This is a genomic window from Paenibacillus sp. J14 (genome assembly GCF_000518465.1).
GTDB classification, from domain to species: domain Bacteria; phylum Bacillota; class Bacilli; order Paenibacillales; family Paenibacillaceae; genus Fontibacillus; species Fontibacillus barengoltzii.
In genome coordinates, this window is sequence record NZ_JADQ01000012.1 from 1 (window position 1) to 23,372 (window position 23,372).

General features: G+C 54.1%; 25 protein-coding genes and 1 pseudogene. 21 read left to right on the forward strand and 5 right to left on the reverse strand.

Annotated features, from left to right (window positions below; translation table 11 throughout):
* The 3 genes and pseudogenes from M891_RS23410 to M891_RS0105990 form a co-directional block, all read left to right on the forward strand.
* Nucleotides 1–284, forward strand: a pseudogene (locus tag M891_RS23410) (Crp/Fnr family transcriptional regulator); the annotation flags it as partial.
* A 109-nt stretch (nucleotides 285–393) separates the two neighbouring features.
* Nucleotides 394–1,305: a helix-turn-helix transcriptional regulator gene (locus M891_RS0105985; RefSeq protein WP_028538181.1), complete on the forward strand. Its 912-nt coding sequence runs from the start codon at nucleotides 394–396 to the stop codon at nucleotides 1,303–1,305.
* A 67-nt stretch (nucleotides 1,306–1,372) separates the two neighbouring features.
* Nucleotides 1,373–2,002, forward strand: coding sequence for a GyrI-like domain-containing protein (locus tag M891_RS0105990; protein WP_028538182.1), 630 nt, complete (start codon nucleotides 1,373–1,375; stop codon nucleotides 2,000–2,002).
* Nucleotides 2,003–2,017: 15 nt separating this feature from the next.
* On the opposite strand, the gene M891_RS0105995 is transcribed toward M891_RS0105990, so the two are convergent.
* Nucleotides 2,018–2,221 carry a YwbE family protein gene (locus M891_RS0105995; protein WP_016312967.1) on the reverse strand — a complete coding sequence of 68 codons (204 nt, stop codon included), beginning with the start codon at nucleotides 2,219–2,221 and terminating at the stop codon, nucleotides 2,018–2,020.
* Between the two features lie 116 nt (nucleotides 2,222–2,337).
* On the opposite strand from M891_RS0105995, the gene M891_RS0106000 reads away from it, so the two are divergent.
* The 4 genes from M891_RS0106000 to M891_RS0106015 all read left to right on the forward strand — a co-directional run bounded on the left by M891_RS0106000 (nucleotide 2,338) and on the right by M891_RS0106015 (nucleotide 7,859).
* On the forward strand, nucleotides 2,338–2,559 hold the full coding sequence (locus tag M891_RS0106000) for a hypothetical protein (protein WP_157268768.1): 222 nt from the start codon (nucleotides 2,338–2,340) through the stop codon (nucleotides 2,557–2,559).
* A 131-nt stretch (nucleotides 2,560–2,690) separates the two neighbouring features.
* Nucleotides 2,691–3,725, forward strand: a complete 1,035-nt coding sequence (pheS, locus tag M891_RS0106005; RefSeq protein WP_028538184.1) for a phenylalanine--tRNA ligase subunit alpha — start codon at nucleotides 2,691–2,693, stop codon at nucleotides 3,723–3,725.
* 29 nt (nucleotides 3,726–3,754) lie between these two features.
* Entirely contained in the window at nucleotides 3,755–6,196 is a 2,442-nt protein-coding gene (pheT, locus tag M891_RS0106010; RefSeq protein WP_028538185.1) for a phenylalanine--tRNA ligase subunit beta, read from the forward strand.
* Between the two features lie 115 nt (nucleotides 6,197–6,311).
* Nucleotides 6,312–7,859, forward strand: coding sequence for a hypothetical protein (locus M891_RS0106015; RefSeq protein ID WP_028538186.1), 1,548 nt, complete (start codon nucleotides 6,312–6,314; stop codon nucleotides 7,857–7,859).
* An 82-nt stretch (nucleotides 7,860–7,941) separates the two neighbouring features.
* Here the strand turns inward: M891_RS0106015 and M891_RS0106020 are convergent, their stop codons facing one another.
* Together M891_RS0106020 and M891_RS0106025 are read right to left on the reverse strand one after the other, a co-directional pair.
* Nucleotides 7,942–8,319: a cytochrome c oxidase subunit II gene (locus M891_RS0106020; protein ID WP_028538187.1), complete on the reverse strand. Its 378-nt coding sequence runs from the start codon at nucleotides 8,317–8,319 to the stop codon at nucleotides 7,942–7,944.
* 184 nt (nucleotides 8,320–8,503) lie between these two features.
* Entirely contained in the window at nucleotides 8,504–8,866 is a 363-nt protein-coding gene (locus M891_RS0106025; protein WP_016312961.1) for a phage holin family protein, read from the reverse strand.
* A 154-nt stretch (nucleotides 8,867–9,020) separates the two neighbouring features.
* Here M891_RS0106025 and M891_RS0106030 point away from each other — a divergent pair, with 154 nt between their 5' ends.
* From M891_RS0106030 to M891_RS0106045, 4 genes are all read left to right on the forward strand, one after another.
* Complete coding sequence (locus M891_RS0106030; RefSeq protein ID WP_028538188.1) at nucleotides 9,021–11,387, forward strand: endonuclease MutS2; 2,367 nt, start codon at nucleotides 9,021–9,023, stop codon at nucleotides 11,385–11,387.
* A 37-nt stretch (nucleotides 11,388–11,424) separates the two neighbouring features.
* A complete protein-coding gene (locus M891_RS0106035; protein ID WP_028538189.1) occupies nucleotides 11,425–11,841 on the forward strand; it encodes a DUF350 domain-containing protein in 417 nt (138 codons plus the stop codon).
* Between the two features lie 135 nt (nucleotides 11,842–11,976).
* Nucleotides 11,977–12,561 (forward strand): hypothetical protein, encoded by a 585-nt coding sequence (locus M891_RS0106040; protein WP_028538190.1) that lies wholly within the window; start codon nucleotides 11,977–11,979, stop codon nucleotides 12,559–12,561.
* Between the two features lie 149 nt (nucleotides 12,562–12,710).
* Nucleotides 12,711–13,916 carry an MFS transporter gene (locus M891_RS0106045; RefSeq protein WP_028538191.1) on the forward strand — a complete coding sequence of 402 codons (1,206 nt, stop codon included), beginning with the start codon at nucleotides 12,711–12,713 and terminating at the stop codon, nucleotides 13,914–13,916.
* Nucleotides 13,917–13,921: 5 nt separating this feature from the next.
* On the opposite strand, the gene M891_RS0106050 is transcribed toward M891_RS0106045, so the two are convergent.
* Entirely contained in the window at nucleotides 13,922–15,157 is a 1,236-nt protein-coding gene (locus M891_RS0106050) for an NAD(P)/FAD-dependent oxidoreductase (RefSeq protein WP_028538192.1), read from the reverse strand.
* A gap of 200 nt (nucleotides 15,158–15,357) precedes the next feature.
* Here M891_RS0106050 and M891_RS0106055 point away from each other — a divergent pair, with 200 nt between their 5' ends.
* The 9 genes from M891_RS0106055 (at nucleotide 15,358) to M891_RS0106095 (ending at nucleotide 21,276) form a co-directional block, all read left to right on the forward strand.
* Complete coding sequence (locus M891_RS0106055) at nucleotides 15,358–15,600, forward strand: hypothetical protein (RefSeq protein WP_371859545.1); 243 nt, start codon at nucleotides 15,358–15,360, stop codon at nucleotides 15,598–15,600.
* 25 nt (nucleotides 15,601–15,625) lie between these two features.
* A complete protein-coding gene (locus M891_RS0106060) occupies nucleotides 15,626–16,012 on the forward strand; it encodes a spore coat protein (RefSeq protein WP_016312955.1) in 387 nt (128 codons plus the stop codon).
* A 143-nt stretch (nucleotides 16,013–16,155) separates the two neighbouring features.
* Nucleotides 16,156–16,656 (forward strand): Lrp/AsnC family transcriptional regulator, encoded by a 501-nt coding sequence (locus M891_RS0106065; RefSeq protein WP_009226690.1) that lies wholly within the window; start codon nucleotides 16,156–16,158, stop codon nucleotides 16,654–16,656.
* Nucleotides 16,657–16,669: 13 nt separating this feature from the next.
* A complete protein-coding gene (locus M891_RS0106070) occupies nucleotides 16,670–17,878 on the forward strand; it encodes an aminotransferase class I/II-fold pyridoxal phosphate-dependent enzyme (protein ID WP_028538194.1) in 1,209 nt (402 codons plus the stop codon).
* 207 nt (nucleotides 17,879–18,085) lie between these two features.
* Nucleotides 18,086–18,304 (forward strand): aspartyl-phosphate phosphatase Spo0E family protein, encoded by a 219-nt coding sequence (locus M891_RS0106075; RefSeq protein ID WP_051134975.1) that lies wholly within the window; start codon nucleotides 18,086–18,088, stop codon nucleotides 18,302–18,304.
* 136 nt (nucleotides 18,305–18,440) lie between these two features.
* A complete protein-coding gene (locus M891_RS0106080; protein WP_016312952.1) occupies nucleotides 18,441–19,007 on the forward strand; it encodes a cob(I)yrinic acid a,c-diamide adenosyltransferase in 567 nt (188 codons plus the stop codon).
* Nucleotides 19,004–19,990, forward strand: coding sequence for an RluA family pseudouridine synthase (locus M891_RS0106085; RefSeq protein ID WP_028538195.1), 987 nt, complete (start codon nucleotides 19,004–19,006; stop codon nucleotides 19,988–19,990). The genes M891_RS0106080 and M891_RS0106085 overlap by 4 nt, the downstream gene beginning before the upstream one ends.
* Nucleotides 19,991–19,995: 5 nt before the next feature.
* Nucleotides 19,996–20,364: an arsenate reductase family protein gene (locus M891_RS0106090; RefSeq protein WP_028538196.1), complete on the forward strand. Its 369-nt coding sequence runs from the start codon at nucleotides 19,996–19,998 to the stop codon at nucleotides 20,362–20,364.
* Between the two features lie 72 nt (nucleotides 20,365–20,436).
* Nucleotides 20,437–21,276, forward strand: a complete 840-nt coding sequence (locus tag M891_RS0106095; protein WP_051416860.1) for a 5'-3' exonuclease — start codon at nucleotides 20,437–20,439, stop codon at nucleotides 21,274–21,276.
* 20 nt (nucleotides 21,277–21,296) lie between these two features.
* Here M891_RS0106095 and M891_RS0106100 read toward each other — a convergent pair whose 3' ends face one another.
* Entirely contained in the window at nucleotides 21,297–21,599 is a 303-nt protein-coding gene (locus tag M891_RS0106100) for a DUF3055 domain-containing protein (protein WP_028538198.1), read from the reverse strand.
* A 241-nt stretch (nucleotides 21,600–21,840) separates the two neighbouring features.
* Between M891_RS0106100 and M891_RS0106105 the strand changes: the two genes are divergently transcribed.
* Complete coding sequence (locus tag M891_RS0106105) at nucleotides 21,841–22,851, forward strand: HRDC domain-containing protein (RefSeq protein WP_028538199.1); 1,011 nt, start codon at nucleotides 21,841–21,843, stop codon at nucleotides 22,849–22,851.
* Nucleotides 22,852–23,372 lie beyond the last annotated feature (521 nt).

The following is a 23,372-nucleotide window of genomic DNA, read 5'->3' on the forward strand; positions in this document are numbered from 1 at the left end:
AGTTCCTGGTTGGTCTGGGGCTGATCCTCGGTACCTTCACCACCTTCGCCGCACTGATGGGCTTCGTGATGAACGCCGCGTTCCTCTTCTCGGGTACGGTAAGCACCAACGCACAAATGTTAATCCTTGAAGTGCTGGTTCTCGTGGCAGCCGCAAACGCTGGTAAAATNGGTCTNGACTACTACGTAATGCCTTACCTCCGCAAGCTGTTCCACAAAAATGGCGATGCCGGAACGCAAGCCCCAACGCCTAAGCAACCGCTGAACATGAAACGCACGGCGTAACTAACAGCCATCAAGCAGAAGAGCTCTCATTGAGGGCTCTTCTTTTTTAATATGACATTGCGATGTCTTATTTGTAGGGTATACTTGTCTTCAGAAGGAGAGGGTGCGAATGCAGATGAACCGCCTGTTTGAAATTGTCTATCTGCTGCTGGAGCGTAAAACGATCACTGCCGCCGAGCTGGCGCAGCGATTTGAGGTGTCTACTCGCACGATCTACCGTGACATCGATACGTTAAGCAGCGCAGGGATCCCCGTATATGCCAGCAAGGGAAAGGGCGGCGGCATCGGCCTGTTGCCGGACTTCGTACTCAACAAATCACTGTTGTCTGAAGACGAGCAGAAGGAAATTTTGTTTGGGCTGCAAAGCCTGGAAGCGACAAATGCCCTGCAAACGAGACAAATTTTAGCGAAGCTGAGCACTCTTTTTCACAAAGAAGAGGTTCACTGGATTGATGTCGATTTCTCTGGCTGGAACAGCGGGGAAGCAGAGCGCAGCAAATTTGGACAGCTGAAAACGGCTATACTGGAGCAAAGGGTCGTAAAATTCGTTTACTATAGCTCGTATGGGCAAAGAACCGAGCGTCAAGTCGAGCCGATGAAGCTGCAGTTTAAGAACCGCTCTTGGTATTTGCAGTGTTTTTGCCTGAAGAGTCGGGAGTTGCGCATATTTAAAATCAGCCGGATCGAAGAGCTGGAAGTCACGGAGACCCGGTTCAATCGTCGGAAGCTGGAGATCGTGCCTCTGGATGCCCCAATGCCAGACGAGCGGCTCAACTATGTGGAGCTGGCGCTTTTATTTCCTCCGCATATGGCGTATCGGGTGTTCGATGAGTTCGAGCGGCCCCGCATTCACAAGCGGGAAGACGGCGATTACCTTGTGACGGCCAGCTACCCGGAAGATGATTGGGTGTATGGCTATCTGCTGTCGTTCGGCGAGAATGTCACCGTACTTTCACCACCGCATATTCGGAATATTTTGCGGAACAAAGCCAAGAAAATTGCCGAGTTGTACCCGTCTTAATATGACAGATAGGTGTCAAATTCACCTTGCTACAATGAGGGCAACCTAAGAGGAGGGTGAAATATACATGGTGACAAAAGTAGATTTTAAGAAGCGGGATAAGGAGCTGTATCTGCCAAAAACAGAGCCGGTACTTGTTGAAGTGCCGCCGATGCTGTTCCTCATGGTGGATGGCAAGGGGGACCCAAACGGAGAAGCTTACCAGTTAGCGGTCCAGAAGCTGTACGCATTGTCCTATGGCATTAAAATGAGCAAAATGGGTGACGATAAGCCGGACGGGTACTACGATTTTGTGGTACCTCCGCTTGAGGGGTTATGGGACTCCATAAACGTCGGATATGATCCCAACCGGAACAACTGGTTGTGGACGTCGATGATCCGGCAGCCGGAATTCGTCACAGAGGACTTCCTGAATCGGGTGAAGGAACGGACGGTCAAAAAGAATCCCGGGCTCGATTTGAGTGATGTGAGATTAGCCGTGTTTGAGGAAGGATTATGCGTCCAAATATTGCATATCGGCCCTTATCAGACGGAACCGGAATCGGTGGCCAAGATGAAGGCGTTCCTCAAGGCGAATGGATTAACCGAGAATTTCGATGATACGCGCAAGCATCATGAAATCTATTTGTCAGACCCGCGCAAAACCGGGCCAGAGAAGATGAAAACCGTGCTGCGGCATCCGGTGAGGCGGATCTAAGTCTTTGATATCAAGTTATGCGTTGTCCGGGTGAATCACTTTCACTCGGCCTACCTGTCCGTCCTGCAACCGCACCTTAATGCCGTGCGGATGGGTTGCGGAATTCGTCAGAATGTCCTTGACTACGCCGCGCGTGAGTTTGCCGGTGGGCTGATCTTTTTTTAAGACGATATCCACGGTGAGGCCAGGTCTGATGTTCTTGCGTTCGTTGCCGTTCATTGGGCGAGTCACTCCTTGACGTGTTTGCATGGCATTTGGTATAACCTCTTTAAGATACCATAATTCACCGCTGACTTGCCAACGGATGTCCGTTTAGCATATAATAGCAGGTAATTATGACAAGAAATGCGTGGATGGAGAAGAGTAAGCAGGAACCGACCAACAGGGAAGGGGCGCCGGAGATTGAGAGCGCCGCTAGGGAATCGGAACTGCCGAAGTTCGCTCCGGAGCAGTTCCTTGAACTGCCGCTGCTGTCATATCTAGCGTCGCAAGGCGATGGATTGCAGTCCGGCACATTAGGGGATACCGGTTACGAGCCGTTATTTTCGTTGGAGTGAGAGCAATGTGCACCTTCCAAGCCATGTGGCTGGCAGGTTTATGCCGTGCTCTAACAAGGGTGGTACCACGGTCTTTTCGTCCCTTACGGGAGAGAAGGCCTTTTTATTTTGCCTTTAGGAGGAAGCTATTCATGAAAGAACGTCTTGAAGCACTAAAAGCGGAGGCGCTCAAAGAGCTGGCAGAAACCGTTGATGCCGGGCATTTGAACGATCTTCGGGTCAAATATTTGGGTAAAAAGGGCGCTTTAACTGAGATTTTGCGCGGGATGGGTTCCTTAAGCGCTGAGGAGCGTCCGGTGATCGGTCAGATCGGCAATGAGGTCAGAGCCGCGATCGAAGCGGTGATCGAAGAGAAGCAAGCGATGTTCCAACGTCAAGAAACTGAAGCACGGCTGGCTGCGGAGAAAGTGGACGTTACGCTGCCGGGTCGTCCGCTGAAGCAAGGAAGCGTTCACCCGCTGAACCAGGTGATTCAGGAAATCGAAGAGATTTTCATCGGTATGGGGTACCGGATTGCGGAAGGACCTGAAGTGGAAACGGACTACCACAATTTCGAAGCGCTGAATCTGCCGAAGGACCATCCGGCCCGTGATATGCAGGATTCCTTCTACCTGACGGAAGATCTGCTTATGCGGACGCAAACGTCGCCGGTTCAGGTACGGACGATGGAAGCGATGCAGGGGGAAGTACCGGTTAAAATTATTTGCCCGGGACGCGTGTTCCGCCGGGATGACGACGATGCCACCCATTCGTTCCAGTTCCATCAAATTGAAGGGCTGGTTGTGGGCAAACGCATCCGGATGAGCGATCTGAAAGGCACTCTGCTGGAATTCACCCGCAAAATGTTTGGGCCCAACACGCAAATTCGTCTGCGCCCCAGCTTCTTCCCATTCACGGAGCCAAGCGTTGAGGTTGACGTAACGTGCATGAAGTGCGGCGGCCATGGTTGCCGGGTGTGCAAACAGTCCGGCTGGCTGGAAATTTTGGGCAGTGGCATGGTGCATCCACGCGTGCTGGAGATGAGTGGATACGATCCTGAGGAGTACAGCGGCTTCGCGTTTGGAATGGGCGTCGAACGGATTGCGATGCTGAAGTACGGCGTTGATGACATCCGCTACTTCTTCAACAACGATCTGCGTTTCCTGCAGCAGTTTGCCAGAGTTTAATTTCACGTAAAGAGGGAAGGGAAGTAACAATGAAAGTATCAACCGAATGGTTGTCTGACTATATTTCGCTGGATGGGGTTAACGTTGAAGAGTTAGCGGAGCAAATCACCCGGTCCGGGATCGAGATCGATTCGATTGAAAACCGCAATCAAGGCGTTTCGAACGTGGTGGTTGGCTTTGTCAAAAGCAAAGAGAAGCATCCTGACGCAGACAAGCTGAACATTTGTGTCGTGGACGCGGGGCAGGGAGAAGAACTGCAAATCGTATGCGGCGCGAAAAACGTGGCAGCGGGCCAGAAGGTACCGGTTGCGCTCGTCGGCGCCAAGCTGCCGGGCGGGCTGGAGATCAAAAAAGCCAAGCTGCGCGGCGTCTTGTCGCAAGGGATGATCTGTTCGGCCAAGGAGCTGGGTCTGAATGACAAGCTGCTGCCAAAAGAACAGCAGGAAGGCATTCTCGTGTTGCCGGAGGACGTGGAGATCGGCACGCCGATTACTGAACTGCTGGGGCTGAACGATCAAGTGCTGGACTTCGACCTTACGCCTAACCGGTCGGATTGCTTGAGCATGATCGGGGCTGCTTATGAAGTAGGCGCGATTTTGAGCCGCGAAGTGAAGCTGCCGCAGCCTGAGCTTGCTTCCACTGGGGTACTGGCGAAGGAGCGGATTCAAGTTAAGATCGATGCGCCTGACCTGTGCAGCCGGTACGCGGTACGCTACATCGCCGACGTCAAGATTGGCCCATCCCCGCTGTGGATGCAAAACCGGCTGATGGCGGCGGGAATTCGCCCGATCAGCAACATTGTCGACATCACGAACTACGTCATGCTGGAGTACGGCCAGCCGCTGCATGCGTTTGATGCTGACAAGATCGCCGGCGGTATGCTGGGCGTGCGTCAGGCCAAGGCTGGCGAGAAGCTGGTGACGCTGGATGGCCAAGAGCGTGAACTGGAAGCCGGTGCACTCTTGATCGTGGACGGTGAAGATCGTCCGGTGGCTCTGGCCGGCGTGATGGGCGGACTCGATACGGAAGTCACCGATCAAACGGTGAACATTGTCCTGGAGTCGGCGAAATTTGCCGGCAGTAGTGTCCGCCGCACGTCCCGGACGCTGGGGCTTCGTTCGGAAGCTTCGCAACGGTTCGAGAAAGAGGTGGATCCGGCCTCCGTCATCCCGGCGCTGAATCGCGCAGCTGCGCTGATGGCTGCGTATGCCGGAGGCCACGTTGCGGAAGGGATCGTGGAGATCGTTCATCAAGAGCCGGAAGAGAAGGTCGTCAGCCTGTCGCTTCAGAAACTGAACGATTACTTGGGCACGAACATTTCCTCGCTGGAGGCGAAAGCCATTCTGGGACGCCTCCGCTTCGAATGTGCCGGCTCTGAGGAAGTCATCGAAGTTCGCGTGCCGACGCGCCGCGGCGACATTACGCGCGACGTCGATTTGATCGAAGAGGTAGCGCGGCTGTACGGTTATGACAACATCGAGGCGACGATGATCGAAGGGGTAACGACAGTCGGCGGTTATACGAAACCGCAGGCGTTGCGCCGCACGATCCGCCAATTGCTCACCCATGGCGGATGGCAGGAAGTGATGGGCTATTCCTTCATCCGTGAAGGAGCAAGCGCCAAGTTCCCGCAGCTGGCCGAAGGCGATCGGGAGATTCGTCTGGCGATGCCGATGAGCGAGGACCGCAGCGTGCTGCGCGGCAGTTTGCTGCCAGGGATGATCGACATCGCTGTATACAACCGCAATCGCAAGCAAGACAATTTGGCATTGTTTGAAATCGGCAGCATCTTCCGTACCAACGAGGAGAAGCTGACCAAGCAGCCAAACGAGCTGCCGGTGCTGTCCTTGTTGCTGACGGGTGACCGGGCGGAGAAACGCTGGAATGCTCCGGCGGAGAAGGTGGATTTCTTCGATCTCAAAGGAGCGCTGGAGAGCCTGTTCGAATACCTGGGAGTTGCCGATAAGATGACATATGAAGCGGATGGGCCGCAGGGCTTCCATCCTGGACGTTCGGCCTCGATCTTCTTGAACGGAACTACCGGCAAAGAACGGATCGGTACGCTGGGTCAGCTTCATCCGGAGCTGCAGCGGGAGCTGGATCTGGATGATACGTATGTCGCTGAGCTGCTGCTTGAACCGTTGTACCGCAACGCTGGCGAAGCTTACGTGTACCAAGAACTGCCGCGTTATCCGGCGATGCAGCGCGATATCGCTGTTGTCGTAAACTCCGATGTGGAAGCGGGCGCGCTGATCGACGTAATCCGCGAAAAGGCGGGCGAGCTGCTGGAATCGGTGGAGGTATTCGACGTATTCACGGGCGCCAAGCTGGGTGAAGGCAAGAAGAGCGTCGCTTTATCGCTGGTATATCGCCATATGGAACGGACTCTGACGGACGAGGAAGTTGCTGCGGTCCACGACCAGGTGGTCGAAGGGTTGTCGCAAACTTTTGCTGCGGAGCTTAGAAAATAGCAGGAATTGGACGAAGTCACATCGAATCATTTGTAGAACGACCGATTCGATGTGACTTTCGTGCAATTATCCGCATCTAAGAGACGACTTACAGGACCGAAGGAGGCACATAACGTTGAGTAACCAAGGCCGAATTAGCGTAAACGTAGAAATTTACGGGACTTCTTATAAAATTGTTGGAAGCAGCGCGGAATATATGAAGCAGGTCGCGCGCCGCGTGGATGAACATATGCGCAGCATCGCCCAGGCCTATCCCCATCTGGACACGCCGCGGTTGGCCGTGCTGGCAGCCGTGCGCATGGCAGAGGAAGCGATCCGGGTAGATCAACTGCAGAATGAACTGCAGAACGCCAAGCAGGAGAAAACAGTCCTGCTGCAGGAGAACTCGGTGCTGCAGGATTTGCATGCCAAACAGGAGAGCATGTATAAGGCGCTGCAAGAGGAACAGCAGCAGCTGAAGAATGAGAAGCGTCAGCTAGCCGGACAAGCGGAGAAGCTGGAGGCCTCCCTGCTGGGGCAGGAGGAGGAGGCGCGCAAGCTTCGCAGCCGGGTACAGGAGCTGGAGCGTCAGCTTAGCGAACAGCGCGGCAGCAACACGCAGCTGCAATCCAAGCTTCGCCAAGTCGAACAGCAGACGGCGCGGGAGAAAGAGGAAGCCGCGAAGCTGCAGAAGCAGGTGAGCGAGCTGCAGCGGCGGGAGCAAGAAGCCAAAGCGGCCGAGCAACGGGCACAGCAGCATAGCGGGAAGCTGCAGGAGCAGACGAAGCAGCTCCAGAGCACGCTTCAAGCCGCGCAGGCAGAGGCCAAGCAGCTGCAACAGCAACTGCAGGAACGCAAGCAGCGGGAGGACAAGCTGCGAGCCGAAGTATCAGCGGCGCAGCAAAGCGAGAAGTCGTGGCAGAAGCTGGCCGAGAAGCGCAGCGAGGAAATCAGTCGCTTAGAGATCAGCTTGCTCGAAGCTTCGGACAAGAGCGAACAGCTGAACGAGCAGCTGGCCGCCGAAGTGAGCCGGCTGGAGCAAGCAAACAACGAGCTGCAGGCCGAGCGGGACAAGGCGTCGGCCCTGGCAGCCGAGCTGGATTCTCTTCGCTCCCGGTTGGAGCAGGCTGCCGAGGAGCGGGAGCAGGCACTTCTGGCGGCGCAGGCGGCCGGAGAAGAGAAGCGGCAGCTGGAGCAAGAGCGGGACGAGTTGGCTCGGCGGTTGCAGGAGCTTGAGGACAGTCGCAAGTTGGCAGCAGAGTTGGCAGCCGAGCTGGCGAGCTACCGTGAGGCTGCGGAGCAGCGGGAGCAGGAGTGGCGCAAGCAATGGGCTTCGGCAGAACGCGAGCTGAGCTCTTGGCGTGAGAAGGAAGCTGAGCTGCAGCGGCAACTGGAGGAATGGCAGCAGGAAAGCGCAGCTGGCAGCGAACGGGTCATCACCATGGCCAGCGACTTCGAGGCCTTGGAGGAAGAGAAGCGCAAGCTGGCGGAGCAGCTGCAGGAGGTTACGGACAGTTACGAGGTTATTTCCCATCAGTTCCGGCTGTTGCAGCTGGAGCGGGAGAAGGAGCAGGAGCGGCAGGCTGCGCGGGATGAAGAGTACCAGCGGCTGAAAGATGACTACGCCAAGCTTCAATCGGAATTTAACGAATGGATTGAATTGCTGGAGCAGGATCAAGGTTAGTGGCGAGAGGATCGCTTTGATGCAACAAGAGCAAGAGCCCGCGGCGGTGCGCTGCGGGCTCTTGCTGCATGGGATGACACGTTTATTCAACGATAATTTTGGAGATCATGGCGCTGTGGCCGGATCCGCACATAACCGAGCACGCCATTTCGAACTCGCCGGCTTCCGTTGGCACGATCACCGCGGAGTCGTTCTTGCGGTCCAATTGCAGTTTCAGACCGGGCACAAGAATGCCGTGATTACCAGAGGCGTTTTTGAAGACGATTTTGACTGGAACATCTTTCTTCAAATGGTACTCGGCTTGATCGAATTGATAGTTGCTGGCTTCGATCACCAGCTCGGCTTCCGGTTGGATATTACTCTCGGCGTTGCCGTTGGTTTCAGCCGCTTTGCTGCCGCTGCAAGCGGTAACAAGCAACAAGAGCACAGATGTTGCGACGATGGCTATGCTTTTCTTCACAATAATCCCTCGCGATACAGTAGATTTGTGACAATTTTAAGAATATCATACCGTATTTTGCAGAGGGTGGATGGCTAAAGGTTTGAAGAATTGTTGAACTTCTTTACCCATAAGTCAAGAGGCCGTTCCTTCCGCAGTGAACGGATCACTTGCGGAGGATGGCCTCTTAGCCCTGACACAGCCATTAACGATCGTTTTTGTCTTTGGCAGCGTCAAAGGGAGTTGCGACAGGGATGAACAGGTCGATAATCCCGATGACCAATGCTGCAAGTAATGCACCGATCACAGAGACGGAAACGCCGGAAATGATGAACTGGGCAAGCCAGATCACGAGCGCGCTCGTAAGAAAACCGACGATTCCTCGCCCGAACGGGGTAACCTTCGTTCCAAAAATGCCTTCAATGGCCCAGCCCAACAGGGCGATGACCAAGGCGAGCAGCAAGGCGCTGCCGAATCCCCCGATGCTGAATTGCGGTACCAGCCACCCCACAACCAGCAGAACTAGGGCGGAGACGATGAATCGCACGACGTGTCCCAGAAAATGCATGTTACATAGCCTCCTTTTGAGAGTAAGTACGTTTGGCTATACGCATTTATCATGTTCCGCAAATCGCATTCTTATGTGTGTAAGGGGGCAAATGGCGAAAAATGAACGGTTTCGTTATAATGGGATCATAGCCCGAGGGGAGTTGTGAACGTACTTGGACGAGAAAATTTTGAAAACCATGGAATATCAAAAAATTATAGATCAGCTGTCCTCTTTTTCCCAAACGGCACTTGGAAAAAGAACAGCCGAAGCGCTGCGGCCCGTCACCGATCTGGAGGACGTCAAGCGGTTGCTTCAAGCCACCGACGAAGCGTATAAGGTGGACCGGCTTAAGGGGGCGCCCGGATTCGGTGGAATCGTGGACATCACCCCGGCGGTCAAGCGGGCTCGGATCGGCGGAACGTTGAACCCGCATGAGCTGCTGGGCATTGCAACGACGCTGGAAGGCTCACGCCGGATTAAGCGGTATATTGCCACGATGCACGAAGATCACGAAGTTCCGCTGTTGCATCACTTAAGCGATACCTTAAGCGATCAGAAGCCACTGGAGGATGCGATTAAACGCTGCATCGACGAAAGTGCAGAGGTGCTCGACACGGCTAGTCCGGAGCTGGCCAGCATCCGACGCGAACTGCGGAGCGGGGAGGTGCGGATTCGGGAGAAGCTGGATGCGATGATCCGCTCTGCTTCAGTATCGAAGATGCTGCAGGATCAGCTGATCACGATCCGCGGCGACCGCTTCGTCATCCCGGTTAAAGCGGAATACCGCGCGCATTTTGGCGGGATCGTCCACGATCAGTCGGGATCCGGAGCTACGCTGTTCATTGAGCCGGAATCGATTGTGGCCATGAACAACAAGCTGCGCGAGACACGGCTGCGGGAGGAACGGGAAATCGAGGTCATTTTGCAGAAGCTGACCGCCCTGGTTGGAGAGCAAGCCGAGTTGCTGCTGTACGATGGAGATGTACTGGGGCAAATGGATTTCATCTTCGCTAAGGCCCGGTTGGCGCGGGAGTTAAAAGGGACGCTGCCTCGCATGAACGACCGCGGGTTCATCAAGCTGAAGAAGGGGCGCCATCCGCTTATTCCGGCTGACCAGGTCGTGCCGATTGATGTGGAGCTGGGGAACCAGTACACGACGATCATTGTTACGGGGCCGAACACCGGGGGGAAAACCGTCACGCTGAAGACGATTGGTCTGCTCAGCTTGATGGCGATGTCCGGGTTGTTCGTCCCAGCGGAAGACGGGAGCCAGCTTTGCGTATTTGATGCTATTTACGCCGATATCGGCGATGAACAGAGCATCGAGCAGAGCTTAAGTACCTTCTCCAGCCATATGACGAACATTATCTCGATTTTGCGCCAAATGACGCCGAAGAGTTTGGTCTTGCTGGATGAGTTGGGTGCGGGAACTGACCCGGCGGAAGGCTCGGCGCTGGCTATCGCGATTTTGGAGCATATTCATTCGTTGGGCTGCCGGATGGTGGCGACGACCCACTTCAGCGAGTTGAAAGCCTATGCTTATGAACGCAAAGGCGTCATTAACGCCAGCATGGAGTTCGACGTTGCGACGTTAAGCCCGACTTACCGTCTGTTGGTTGGTGTTCCGGGCCGAAGCAACGCGTTTGCCATCGCTGAACGGCTGGGGCTGCCGGAGCGAATTCTGGAGTATGCTCGCGGTGAAGTGACTGAAGAGGACATGCGTGTGGAAAACATGATCGCTTCGCTGGAGCAGAACCGCTTGGGGGCCGAGCAGGAGCGGGAAACGGCTGAGCAACTGCGGCGCGAGATGGAAGAGCTGCGCAGACGCCATGCCGCCGAGCTGGAGAAGCTGGAGCAGCAGCGGGATAAGCGCCTGGAGAAGGCGGAGGAAGAAGCGGCCGCGATCATTGCCAAGGCAAGACAGGAGGCCGAGCGGATTATCAGCGACCTGCGCCGCCTCGCGATGGAAGAAGGCGCGGCCGTGAAGGAGCATAAGCTGATTGCAGCCCGCAAGCAGCTGGATGAAGCCGAGCCGCAGCGCCGCAAGAAGAGTGCAGTGGCCCGCAAGGGAGCCAAACCGCCGCGGCAGATCGAACCGGGCGACGAAGTGATGGTTTACAGCTTGAACCAGAAGGGGCATGTCGTTGAGCTCTCCGGCAACAAGGAAGCAATCGTGCAGCTCGGCATCATGAAAATGAAGGTGAGCTTGGACGACATGGAGCTGATCGCGGCGCCTCCGGCCAGCAAGCCGGTTCAACGGACGACCGCGAATGTCAAGCGGACGCGCGATGAGAACGTCCGTACCGAGCTGGATTTGCGTGGAGCGAATTTGGAAGAGGCCTTAATCGAGGTTGATCGATTTATCGACGAAGCCTATTTAAGCAATTTAGGCCAGATCTATATTATTCACGGGAAAGGGACCGGGATATTGCGGTCCGGGATCTCAGAATATCTTCGCAAGCATAAGCATATCAAGAGCTTCCGCCTGGGGAACTACGGGGAAGGCGGAACTGGCGTAACAGTTGCTGAGCTGAAGTAAGAACGAATCGCCTCAAGGTATAAGGGGAGAGGGCGCTATGAAGGAAAGCATTGATCCGATCTTGGAGCAACCGCTGGGGCTGATGATCGGGTATTTTTCCGTGGCGGTATTAGAATTGATTGTGTTTCTTTCTTGCTTCGAACTGTTTGCAAGATATCGCTGCTGGCAGGAGATCAAGCGCGGCAACGTGGCCGCGTCTCTGGCGACCGGCGGCAAAATCTTCGGACTGGCGAACATTATCCGTTATGCAGCGGCACATCCCTCGATTTACGACTTCATGATATGGTCGTCGGTTGGAGCCTTGCTGCTGTTCGCTGCTTATTTGCTGTTTGAATTTTTAACGCCGGTGTTTCGCATCGACGACGAGATTGCAGCGGGCAACACCAGCGTTGGTTTTATCGCAATGGCCGTATCGGTGTCGGTGTCTTTTTTGATCGGCGCTTGTATCGGTTAGGGATCTCAGTTGAAGGAGTAGAACGACGTGAAAAACCTGGTCAGGGTGCTATTTATCGCCTCTATTCTGTTTTTGGCCGCGGGCATTATTTATTTGTGGAATGCTTAATTTGGTAACGAAAGGACGTAGTTGGGAATGGATACAACGATTTGCCCATGGTGCCAAACGGAGATCGTTTGGGATGAAGAGATAGGGCCGGAGGAGGTATGTCCTCACTGCCAAAATGAACTAAAGGGCTACCGGACGATCAATATAACGCTGGGCTCGGAGGAAGAGTTCGAAGACGAGGAGAACGATCATCCCTTCCATGATCGGAAGCATTCCCATGATGAGGAAGATGAGGATGCGGATGACGATCTTTACTGGGATGAGGATGAAGGCGACTCGCATCTCGGAGGCGTCCGCCGGGTTGAGGCGTTTACGGCATCGGGCGGCGATTTGCTGAAGTACGAGACTAGTGTGGAGAAACTGCTTGACGCGCAAGACGAAGTACCGGAATGTCCGCATTGCCGGGAATATATGGTGTATGCCGGGAAGCAGAAGCTGGTTCCGGATCACAGCGGATTTGTACCTGCCAATGGAGACCATCCGCTTCTGTCGGGGGATGCGGAGCTGAACGTGTATGTCTGCACCGCGTGCTTCCATGTCAGCCGGTTCTTGGGCGAAGACGCCCGGATCGCCATGATTCGGACGATTGCTGGTGAAGAAGACAATAAGTAAAAAATTTGGCAGCACTTAGCCCTGTCCTTGATGGACGGGGCTTTTTCGCGTTTGGGAGATTGCTGGCAAGCTTGCGGTTGTCTCATGCTTCGGTCATTTTTGGGTATCTTACAGGGGGAACTCGAAGTTTGGCCGGGAGGAGCGTATCTATGAAAAAACAGCTGAACAGCCAATCCATCCTGCTGCTGGCGGTGAACGGTCTGTTCGTGCTTGCCGGCGCCTTGTCGGGCACGTTCCTGAACGTCTATATCTGGAAAGTCAAAGCGGATTTTAACCTGATTGCCTGGTTTACGTTCAGCCAGCAGCTGGCCTTGGGACTTGTCTTTTGGATCGCCGGGAAATGGGTGAAGGAACGCGATAAAATGATCTTTTTACGGCTCGGCATTATCGTCTCGGGCATCTTCTATTTGCTGGTGCTGTGGACGGGCAAACATACGGTGGACTACATATGGCCGCTTGGGCTGTTGTTTGGAACCGGTTCGGGGTTGTTCTGGCTCGCCTTCAACGTCGTGTATTTCGAGGTGACGGATGTTGAGACGCGAGACCGATTTAACGGCTGGGTTGGGATCCTCGGTTCAGTGATCGGGATTTTTGGCCCGTGGATCTCCGGCTGGATCATCTCCATGAAACAAGGGGAGGCCGGATACCGGTTGATTTTTACCATCTCGTTAATTGTTTATGGGGTGGGGATCTTACTCAGCTTCTGGCTGAAAAAAAGAAAAACGGGAGGTCCTTATCACTGGCTGGCTCCCGTACACATGCTGAAGAAGGGAAGTCCGTGGCGCCAGGCGGCGCCCGCTTCGGCTGCGCATGGACTGCGTGAAGGCGTCTTTTCGTTCCTGATCAATCTGCTGATCTTCATCAGCACATCGGCGGAGTGGCGGATCGGACAGTTTTCGCTGATCACGTCCCTTGTCTCCCTCGTCAGCTTCTGGGCGGTGGGGAAATGGCTGAAAATCCCAGCACGCTACTACGGGATGCTGGTTGGAGCTTTGCTGATCACGGCGGTGATCCTTCCGTTGCTCTGGAAGGTCAATTACGTCACCCTGATGGTGATGGGGGTGGGGACGTCCTTGTTTTTGCCGCTTTACTTGATACCTGTCATCTCTTCGGTTTTCGACTTGATTGGCAACAGTCCGGAAAGCGTGGAGCAGCGGGTGGAGCTGATTGTCCTTCGCGAGCTTAGCATTACCGTAGGGCGATTGGGCGGAACGCTGTTGTTCATCGCGGTCTATTCCATCATTCCGCGCATGCCCACGATCACCTGGCTGATGTTCGCCTTGGGGGGGGCTCCGGTGCTGAGCTGGTTGGCCCTGCGCCGGCTGTTGAAGCGAGGGGCGGCCAAAGCCGCCTGATAGCTCTATTTCGGTGGTGTAGGCACGGGCTTGGTAGTCCGCGTGAGCGAAAAAATGGCCATGTCCTCCCGACGCGTACCGGTCAGGTGATCCACGATCATCTCCGCCCCGATCATGCTGCACACGGTCCCGTTTCCGCCGTACCCCTCCAGGAAATAAAACCCGGGAAAGTAGGGATGCGGCCCGATAAAGGGAAGGCCGTCCCGGGATTCTCCAAATACGGCTCCCCAAGCATAGCTGACGGACAGGTGGTCCTGATCCGGAAACCGTTTATGAATTTCTTCCAGCAACCGCTCGCTTTGCCGGATCTCTCGGCCCGCAGGCAGCTCTCCGCCGGAAAGCACCTCATCCAGCCCGCCGGCGATAATCCGTCCATCCGGCGTTGTTCTCATATATAGATAAGGCCTTGCTGTCTCCCAGATGAGGCTTTTTTCGTACCAGCTGTTCAAGGAGGCAACCGGCTCGGTGACGATGACGTAGGAGGCTCGGAAATGAGCACCGCTCTCCTTCTTGAACTGCTGTGCTTCGTAGCCGGTGGCCCAGATCACATGCTGGGCGGTTACTGTCCCGTCGCCGCAGCGACAGCGAATCCGTCCGCCTTCGTCGCGCTGGCTGCCATGCATCGGGCTATGCTCAAAGATGCGTACGCCTTGTCGCGCCGCCTCCCGCAATATACCGTGCACGAAGGTGTACGGGTTCATCTCCGCATCGCCCTTCGTGTAGATCGCCCCTGGGGCTTGGAAAGGAAAGCGGTCTGCGATATCGCCAGCGGACCACCAGACCGCAGGGAACCCCAAACGCTGAAGTCGTCCGCATTCCTCCTGCAGCGCGTCCACGTCTTGTTCGGAGCTGGCCAAGTATATCGTGCTGCGCTCCGTAAATCGTGCCGAACCGTCCAGTTTAGAGGCGATTTGCTTTAACCGTTCCAACGCATTGCGGCTAAGGCGATAGAAATGAACGGCAGGTTCCTCGCCGAAGGTATGGATCATCGAGGTGAGGGGTTTGTCGCTGGCATATTGCAGCAGCCCGGTGCTGGCCAGTGTGCTTCCGCCGGCGATTTGATCCCGTTCCACCAATACCGTATCGACTCCCCGCTCCGCCAGCAGGTAGGCGCATAGCACTCCGCCCAAGCCCCCGCCCACAACCAAGACTTCGCACTGAAGTTCCTGACTTAACGCAGGATAGGTGGGGGCATCCGGCAATGTTGAAGGCCAATAAAGCTTGCCGGTATGTAGTTTCATGAAGACCAGTTCATCCTTTCGAACATGGGAATTATATAGGATAAGGGGATTCCATCATTATATCCAACTGCGGAGAACTAAAAACGGCGAAAACCTGTACGGCGAACATATCGTACCTAGAGCGGGGCATACTACCGTAAGAAGGATCAAAAGAATAAGAAGGGATCAGCAGGATTTGAAGGATCATCCATCAGGAGGGAATGTTGATGTTTTACTCACAAATGCAGCCATTGTCGTTGAAAGAACTGGATTATATCGCCGACTCCATTTCCAACGAGGAGATGCTCACGAAGCTTTGCGCCGCGGCGGCCGCCGTCTCGCAAAACTTTGAAATCGAACAGGCGATGCTGGAGCACATCCGTGCCCATGAGCATCATCTGCATCTGTTAACGGATGCGTTGCGCCAACATCAAATGGCGGCTCCTTCTTCAGCCCCGAATTAATTTGCTTTCAAGGAGGAATATCCCGATGAATCATACGGACATCCAGGGTCTCTTACCCCAGAACGATTTGTTAAAATCGATTTTAGCTGATTTGCGCCGCACCGTACGAGAATATACGACCGCAACGACGGAGTCGTCCTGCCCAGCTGTTCGGCAGATGTTTACGGAGTTGACCAACAGCACCTTGCGATTGCAGGGAACACTGTATGAGCTGATGAAGCACCAAGGCATCTACTCCGCGCCGGCACCGGCACCGCGTCAATTGTTGGACAAGAAGCTGCAAGATGCGGAGAAAACCAAGCAGGAGCTGCGACAGTTCACAGAACAGCGGACTTCTCGGTGGACACCTCATGCCCATCAGGCGAACGTGGAAGCGCATCAACCGAATGTACTTCCGCCGTATTCGATCTAAAAGCCTAACCGTCCAATCCAAAACCTTACTTGGAGTGGACGGTTTTTCTATGCAGACGCCCAAAATTCATGTAATATAAGTATTAAATTTGTTCTGCAGACCGCTCAATTGAAGGGCTGCGGGGCATCGCTGGAGGATGAGGGATGAAACAACTAAGCGAATTGAAGCTCAAACTGCTGGACCTCCTCAAAGAGGACGCCCGCCGGGATGCAAACTTACTGGCGACGCTCGTCGGCTCAACGGCGGAGGAAGTGGCGCAAGCGATCCGTGAATTGGAAGAAGACCACGTCATCGTCAAATACGCAACCGTGGTAAATTCCAGTGCACTGGAAGACGAGAAGGTGACGGCGTTAATCGAAGTGCAAATTACACCTGAACGGGGACGCGGCTTCGATACCATCGCGGAGCGGGTATACCTGTTTCCCCAAGTCAAATCGGTATTTTTGATGTCCGGCGCATATGACCTGCTGGTGGAAGTTGAAGGCCGCAACTTGAAGGAAGTGGCGAGCTTTGTCTCTGACAAATTGTCCACCTTGGAGTCGGTGTTGTCGACGAAGACCCATTTTATTCTGAAAAAATACAAGCAAGACGGCATCATCTTCGAAGATCCCGAAGAAGACCGCCGTTTGTTGATATCTCCGTAAAGGAAGTAATGTTATGAGTATTCAATCACAGCGTGCTGAGCAATCGAGTAAAACGATGACATCGTATTTGGCTCCGCGGGTCCGCGAGATTCAACCCTCCGGTATTCGCCGCTTCTTCGATCTGGCCAGCGGGAGCAAGGATATTATCACGTTAGGCGTAGGCGAACCGGATTTTATCACCCCATGGCATGTCCGGGAAGCTTGTGTTTACTCTCTGGAGCGCGGGTATACGAGCTACACGTCCAATGCGGGAACGCCTGAGCTTCGGGAAGCGATCGCTGAGTATTTGTACACGGGTTATCAGGTGAAATACGACCCGAAAGACGAAATCCTCGTGACGGTGGGCGGCAGCGAGGCGATCGATTTGGCGCTGCGGGCCCTGGTGGAACCGGGTGATGAGATTCTTATTCCGGTGCCTTGCTATATCTCCTACTCGCCGATTACGATGATCGGGGGAGGGGTGCCGGTCGAAATTGAGACTTACGCCCAGTACGATTTTAAGCTCCAGGCTGAAGACTTGAAGGCGAAGATCACACCTAAATCCAAAGTTCTGATCTTAAATTATCCGAGCAATCCGACAGGCGGCATCATGACGTACGAAGATTGGCTGCCGATCGCAAAAATCGTTGAGGAGAACGATCTTATCGTTATTTCCGACGAGATTTATGCGGAGCTCACCTATGGGCAGAAGCACGTTAGCTTTGCTTCAATCCCGGGAATGAAGGACCGGACGATTCTGGTGAACGGGTTTTCTAAAGCATTTGCGATGACCGGCTGGCGGATGGGTTATGCATGCGGACACCCGGACTTGATCTATGCCATGCTGAAAATTCACCAATATACGGTGATGTGCGCTCCGGTGATGGGCCAAGTGGCTGCACTTGAGGCGCTGAAGAACGGGCTGGAGGAGAAAGACCAGATGGTCGAATCCTACAATCAGCGCCGCCGCCTGATCGTTCAGGGGTTGCGCGACATCGGGCTGGAATGTCACGAGCCGCAAGGGGCGTTCTATGCGTTCCCTAGCATCGCGTCCACTGGACTTAGCTCCGAGGAATTTGCTCAACGCCTTCTGCTCGAGGCGAAGGTGGCGGCAGTTCCGGGCAATGTTTTTGGCGCAGGCGGGGAAGGGTTCTTGCGTTGCTCCTATGCGACAGGAGTAAATCAACTCAACGAAGCGTTAAATCGAATGGAGCAGTTCGTCCGTAAATTGAAGCAAGGCTGATTTTACGAATCCCATCAGGCCCCTGCCTGAGAAGTTGGAGTTAATGGGGTTAATTAACAATTCTTTCATTTTCTAATTGCTTTAATTTTAATGGACATGGTATAATTCGATTTTGGAAGAAGGTTTTAATTTCTCAGGGAGGGATTTCTTTTGCGCGGTGAGTACAACATGCCTTACAATAATGCTTTATGTGCTGATGGCCGCGTCATGAGCCCGTGGATGGATCAAGAGGAACGGCCGCATTCACCGCAAGCCGTAACGCTGGAGGATGAAATTCACTTGCTTCGCAGCAAGATGGAACGGCTATTTCTGCAAGAAAAATCCTTTACTTCGGACATCGTGATTGAAATCAGCAGCTTATTGGACCTGAAAATTAATGAATTTATGAAAACAATGAGAACGACTCCGAAATCTATTCGACGTTAACGAACTTTGAACTTTTGAAGTGTGAAGGAGATCCGCTTTGCGGGTCTCCTTTTTGCGGTTCCAGCAGTTGCATGACCAGCCGAGCTGGGATTTATGGTAAGATGATACGAGAGTATGTCACGGGGAGGAAATGCAAATGTCGATCTATACGCGTTCCGGCGACCAAGGGCAAACCACGGTCATCGGCGGCAGAGTAACAAAAGATGATGCCCAGGTTGAAGCCTACGGTTCGATCGATGAACTGAACAGTTTTGTGGGACAAGCGGTCAGTTTATCGGATGAGGTGACGTTTAGCGATCTTCGTAAGCAACTGCTGGAGATTCAGCAGGAGCTGTTTGATTGCGGTTCCGATCTTGCTTACGTCAAGCTGTCGGAGAGCCGCTACAAGGTGACGCCAAAGCTCGCACAGCGGCTTGAAACCTGGATTGATCGTTATGAAGCGGACAATCCGCCGCTGGAGAAATTTATTTTGCCTGGGGGAACCCCGTTGGCTTCGGCCCTGCATGTCTGCCGGACCGTATGCCGGCGCGCCGAACGCCGCGTCGTTACGTTGAGCCAGGTTAAAGAGATTAATGCCGAAGTGCTGATCTATCTGAACCGATTGTCGGATTATTTCTTCGCAGCGGCTCGTATGGTAAATCATCGCCAGCAGGTGGCAGATATTGAATACGTGCGAAGTGGGAAGGTGTTTGGCAAGAAGTGAGTTCTGAATATTATGATCCGATTGAATATCAAGTACCGGCAACGGAGGACGGCTGGACGGTCAAAAGCGTGCTCCAGCGCCGAATGGGCATCTCCCGCAAGCTGCTGTCGCGGATTAAGCTGACCGAGCGCGGGGTGATGCTGAACGGGGAGCGGGTCTATATCAGCGTCCCGGTGAAGGCCGGAGATACGGTGAGCGTCTCGCTGGAGAAGGAAACCTCCACCGATATTCTGCCAGAGCCAATCCCGTTTGAGATCGTCTACGAGGATGAAGCGCTGCTGATTGTGAATAAGGCGGCGGGATTGATCGTGCATCCGACGCACGGTCACTACACAGGGACGCTGGCTAACGGCGTTGTGTATTATTGGCAGGAGAAGGGGGAGAAGTTCCGCTTCCGTCCTGTGCACCGGCTGGACCAGGAGACGAGCGGCCTCATCGCCATCGCTAAAAATGCCTACGTGCACCAGCATATTTCCGAGCAGCTGATTGCCGGTGAGGTGACCAAGAAGTATACGGCGCTGGTGCATGGTTGCCCGGCGGTGCCGGAAGGAACGATCACCGGTCCGATCGACCGTGACCCTGCCGAACCCCACCGCCGGATCATCACCCCGTCGGGCTATCCCGCGCTGACCGATTATAAGGTCACGGAAGCCTATGGCGACGGGGCTCGGGTTGAGCTGCGTCTCGGTACAGGACGAACGCATCAGATCCGCGTGCACATGACGTCGATCGGCCACCCGCTGATCGGCGACAAGTTCTACGGTATGCCGGGACTGGAACAGTTGCCGGCACCTGCGCGCGAACGAATCGCCCGCTTGGATGCGGCGATCGGGCGGCAGGCGCTCCATGCCTCCGAGCTGGGCTTCCGCCATCCGCTCACCGGCGAAGCACTGACTTTTAGATCAGAGCTTCCGGAGGATATGCGCAAGCTGGAGGAGTTGCTGCGTGGGGCGAGTTTTCGTGAAAGTGGTAAGGAGGAATAGAGAACATGAGCAAACTGAAGGTTTATCATTATCCGCAATGCGGGACATGCCGCAATGCAATTAAATCGTTGCAGGCCAAAGGGCATGAATTAGAGCTGCATCATATCAAGGAAACGCCGCCGAGTGCTGCTGAACTGGATAAGCTGGTAGAACTCAGCGGGCTGGAACTGAAGAAGTTTTTTAATACGAGCGGTGAGGTTTATAAATCAATGGGCTTAAAGGATAAGCTGGCAGAGATGTCCCGGGAGGAGCAGCTTCAATTGCTGTCCTCGAACGGTATGCTGATCAAGCGCCCGATCGTGACGGATGGCAAAACGGTAACTGTCGGTTACAAGGAAGAAGCCTACGAGCAGGCTTGGGGTAAATCAAATTAACGAGAAGGGTGGCTTGGGTGAATCGTGGATTTAGTGCAAAGGAGTGAAAAAACCATTCTGCTGGTGGACGGCATGGCGTTAATGTTCCGCGCCTATTACGCGTCAGCGGCAACCGGGTATATCCGGCGGACGAAAGCGGGTGTTCCGACCAATGCGGTGTACGGGTTTATGCGTTATTTTTGGGACGCGGTGCAGAAGTTTGGTCCGACGCATATCGCCTGTTGTTGGGATTTAGGCAGCAAGACGTTCCGGACGGAACAGTTTGCCGAGTACAAAGGCAATCGTGCGGACGCGCCGGAGGATCTGATCCCGCAATTCTCCATGATCCGCGAGGTGATGGACAGCTTAGGGATTCCGAACATCAGCTCACCAGGGTATGAGGCGGACGATTGCATCGGAACGTTGGCAGCGCGTTTTGGACAAGAGATGGATGTGCTGGTGCTGACGGGGGATCACGATATGCTGCAGCTGGTTAGCGAGCGAACGAGCGTGATCATTATGAAAAAAGGGCACGGTAACTACATGGTGTATACGCCGGAGACCTTGATGGAAGAGAAGCAACTAAAACCCGAACAGATCGTTGATCTGAAGGGATTGATGGGGGATACGAGCGATAACTATCCGGGCGTGCGCGGTATTGGCGAGAAAACGGCTCTGAAGCTCGTGCGAGAACACGGCTCCGTGGAGGGGATCCTGGCCAATCTGGACCAGTTGTCCAAATCGGTCCGTGCCAAAATTGAAGCGGACCTCGACATGCTGCATCTCTCGCGGCAACTGGCCAAGATCCGCTGTGACATTGAGCTGGAATGCGATGCGGAGACTTGTCGGTTCGAGCTGAACCCGGCGCAGGTAGTCTCCAAGTTTGAAGAGCTGGAGATGGCCAGCATCAGTGCCATGTTGGGTGTCGTTTGACGGTCCGCTAGCGAACCCTATTAATCCGTGAAGTACGGTTCACCTAATACCTGATAGAGAAAAGTGCGTAGTTCGATGCCCTCCTCCTCGCTCAGGTTATAAATATGTTCGAGGTACCCTTCCTCCTCCAGGTCGTCGGTGCCAAGAATGGCTGTGCGCCCGTTATGCAGGTCGGTGACCAGCTTCTTCCCATAGAAACGATTGGTTGTGGTGACCGCCAGGTCATAGCGCTTCAGCGATCCGCCGATGAACGTGACGAACCGGGTCGAAGTATTTTCGGTGCTGTCGGACAGGAAATCAAGCTCTTGATGCGGGTCGCTCATTCAGTAATGCCTCCCTTTTTTCGGATTGTCTCTAGTTATTATACTGGAAAACGGAAGACAATGGGAAAATGAATCCGATGCATTGACAGCTTGTCCTGTTATGGTATTATTAGGGATAACAGGTTACGTTTGGAGGAAGCACCTCTTTTGCGATATTCGCAGAAGAGGTGCTTTTTTGTTTTGCGTCCAAAATGAGGAATGGCCTCCTTCGTAGCTTAAAAATTATAGGAGGGACAGGTTGATGCGGATTGTATTTTTGAACAGTCTGGAGAAGAAGGACGGCGGGGCCATAATTCAAGGGGCCCAGGTGTGGATTGGAGAAGAGGACGGGATTTGGCGGATGGGCTGGAATGAGGTGACCGCGGATGACGAGCAGGAGGACCTTTGGTATGAAGGGGCTTCATGGTCGGAGATGCTACATGTTTACCGCCATCGATTGGCCGCCAAGCTCGGCGAAGGGTTTCGCCCCATCATGGAAGGCATCTGGGACGAGAAGGAAACGTTAACCGGACGGGGGATGGCGGCGCAGAAGCTGTTCTGTTATAGCGAGTTAAACAGCAATGAACCGGTATACAACGAGTTGACGGCTTGGCGTCGGAGAAAGGCTTCGTCTGAGCGCAAGGCGCCTTATTTAATCGCCAGCAATCGGTTGCTGCGTATGATCAGCGTATTCCTGCCGCAGACGGTGGAGGAACTGTTGCAACTGCCAGGTGTTGGGGAGAACAAGGCTGGCGAATACGGCGCTGAGTTGTTGGAAATCACCCGGACGGCCGAGCGGAAGCGCGGGTTCCCGCTGGATTGGGTCGACCAAGAAATCGATGACGAGGTGTTCCGTTCCTGGTTGTATAAGCAGAAGGAAGTAAAATATCGGGCGGAAATGGAGAAATTTAACGTCCGTCGCGCAGCGCTTGAAGCCTTGGCTGCAGGGGAGAAGGTCGAAGATATTTGCACCCGAGCGGGCATTGAGCGGCGAGATGCGGTGGAGCTGCTGGAGAGCTTGGAGAAGGAGGGCTACAACACCGATGACTTGGTGAGCGCTGAACTCGAGGCCATGCCCGAAGAAGAACAGCAGGCCGTATGGCAAGCTTACGAAGAACTGGGGGACACGCTCCTGAAGCCGGTGCTGCAAAAGGTGTACGGTCCCGAAGCCAGTGAAGGCGGCAATGGCAACCTGGATACGCTGTACGAGCGACTGCGCCTGATCCGCATCCGGTACCGCCGCCAGCGCGAGAGCGCCCGGCATGCGGGGTGAAGCGCAAAAGTTGCTTGACCTGCTAGAGTGGTAATGACGAATGATAGAGTGGTGTGGGGAGTATGAGTGATAAGTAGGCTTAGGGAGTATTAGACGAGTGGAAGTGTAATCAGTAGTTAGTGATAAGTGAATTAAGGCCAGTGTGGTAAAGTGTCGCAAGTGCGGTGACTGAGTTAGGTTAGCTAGTGAGATGTGATGGAAGTAAAGTTAGGCAAGTAAGAGTAAGTAAGTGTGAGTAAGTGTGAGTAAGTGTGAGTAAGTAGAGTATGTGAGATCAGTGAATCTAGTGAGGGTGATATGGTAAAGTGCCAAAGGTGTGGTGGTTGATGTGGTGACTGATATGGTTGAGTTAAGTTAGACTAACTATAGTAAGTGCAGCAGTTGAACTGCGGTTGGCGTTACTTGAATTGTGGACAGTCGAAGGACTATTCCCTACCGGCCGTGTGAACTGCAATAGTGCAGTTCATTTCGGGGAATTTTGGGAAAAGTAGCCCATTTATCGAAAATAGACTGCACTTTTG

Bases quoted from the DNA above. Each gene is read 5' to 3' on its own strand.
- M891_RS0105985 (WP_028538181.1), top strand. From the start codon at position 394: ATGCAGATGAACCGCCTGTTTGAAATTGTCTATCTGCTGCTGGAGCGT.
- M891_RS0105990 (WP_028538182.1), top strand. From the start codon at position 1,373: ATGGTGACAAAAGTAGATTTTAAGAAGCGGGATAAGGAGCTGTATCTG.
- M891_RS0105995 (WP_016312967.1), bottom strand. From the start codon at position 2,221: ATGAACGGCAACGAACGCAAGAACATCAGACCTGGCCTCACCGTGGAT.
- M891_RS0106000 (WP_157268768.1), top strand. From the start codon at position 2,338: ATGACAAGAAATGCGTGGATGGAGAAGAGTAAGCAGGAACCGACCAAC.
- pheS (WP_028538184.1), top strand. From the start codon at position 2,691: ATGAAAGAACGTCTTGAAGCACTAAAAGCGGAGGCGCTCAAAGAGCTG.
- pheT (WP_028538185.1), top strand. From the start codon at position 3,755: ATGAAAGTATCAACCGAATGGTTGTCTGACTATATTTCGCTGGATGGG.
- M891_RS0106025 (WP_016312961.1), bottom strand. From the start codon at position 8,866: ATGCATTTTCTGGGACACGTCGTGCGATTCATCGTCTCCGCCCTAGTT.
- M891_RS0106035 (WP_028538189.1), top strand. From the start codon at position 11,425: ATGAAGGAAAGCATTGATCCGATCTTGGAGCAACCGCTGGGGCTGATG.
- M891_RS0106040 (WP_028538190.1), top strand. From the start codon at position 11,977: ATGGATACAACGATTTGCCCATGGTGCCAAACGGAGATCGTTTGGGAT.
- M891_RS0106045 (WP_028538191.1), top strand. From the start codon at position 12,711: ATGAAAAAACAGCTGAACAGCCAATCCATCCTGCTGCTGGCGGTGAAC.
- M891_RS0106050 (WP_028538192.1), bottom strand. From the start codon at position 15,157: ATGAAACTACATACCGGCAAGCTTTATTGGCCTTCAACATTGCCGGAT.
- M891_RS0106055 (WP_371859545.1), top strand. From the start codon at position 15,358: ATGTTGATGTTTTACTCACAAATGCAGCCATTGTCGTTGAAAGAACTG.
- M891_RS0106060 (WP_016312955.1), top strand. From the start codon at position 15,626: ATGAATCATACGGACATCCAGGGTCTCTTACCCCAGAACGATTTGTTA.
- M891_RS0106065 (WP_009226690.1), top strand. From the start codon at position 16,156: ATGAAACAACTAAGCGAATTGAAGCTCAAACTGCTGGACCTCCTCAAA.
- M891_RS0106070 (WP_028538194.1), top strand. From the start codon at position 16,670: ATGAGTATTCAATCACAGCGTGCTGAGCAATCGAGTAAAACGATGACA.
- M891_RS0106075 (WP_051134975.1), top strand. From the start codon at position 18,086: ATGAGCCCGTGGATGGATCAAGAGGAACGGCCGCATTCACCGCAAGCC.
- M891_RS0106080 (WP_016312952.1), top strand. From the start codon at position 18,441: ATGTCGATCTATACGCGTTCCGGCGACCAAGGGCAAACCACGGTCATC.
- M891_RS0106090 (WP_028538196.1), top strand. From the start codon at position 19,996: ATGAGCAAACTGAAGGTTTATCATTATCCGCAATGCGGGACATGCCGC.
- M891_RS0106095 (WP_051416860.1), top strand. From the start codon at position 20,437: ATGGCGTTAATGTTCCGCGCCTATTACGCGTCAGCGGCAACCGGGTAT.
- M891_RS0106100 (WP_028538198.1), bottom strand. From the start codon at position 21,599: ATGAGCGACCCGCATCAAGAGCTTGATTTCCTGTCCGACAGCACCGAA.
- M891_RS0106105 (WP_028538199.1), top strand. From the start codon at position 21,841: ATGCGGATTGTATTTTTGAACAGTCTGGAGAAGAAGGACGGCGGGGCC.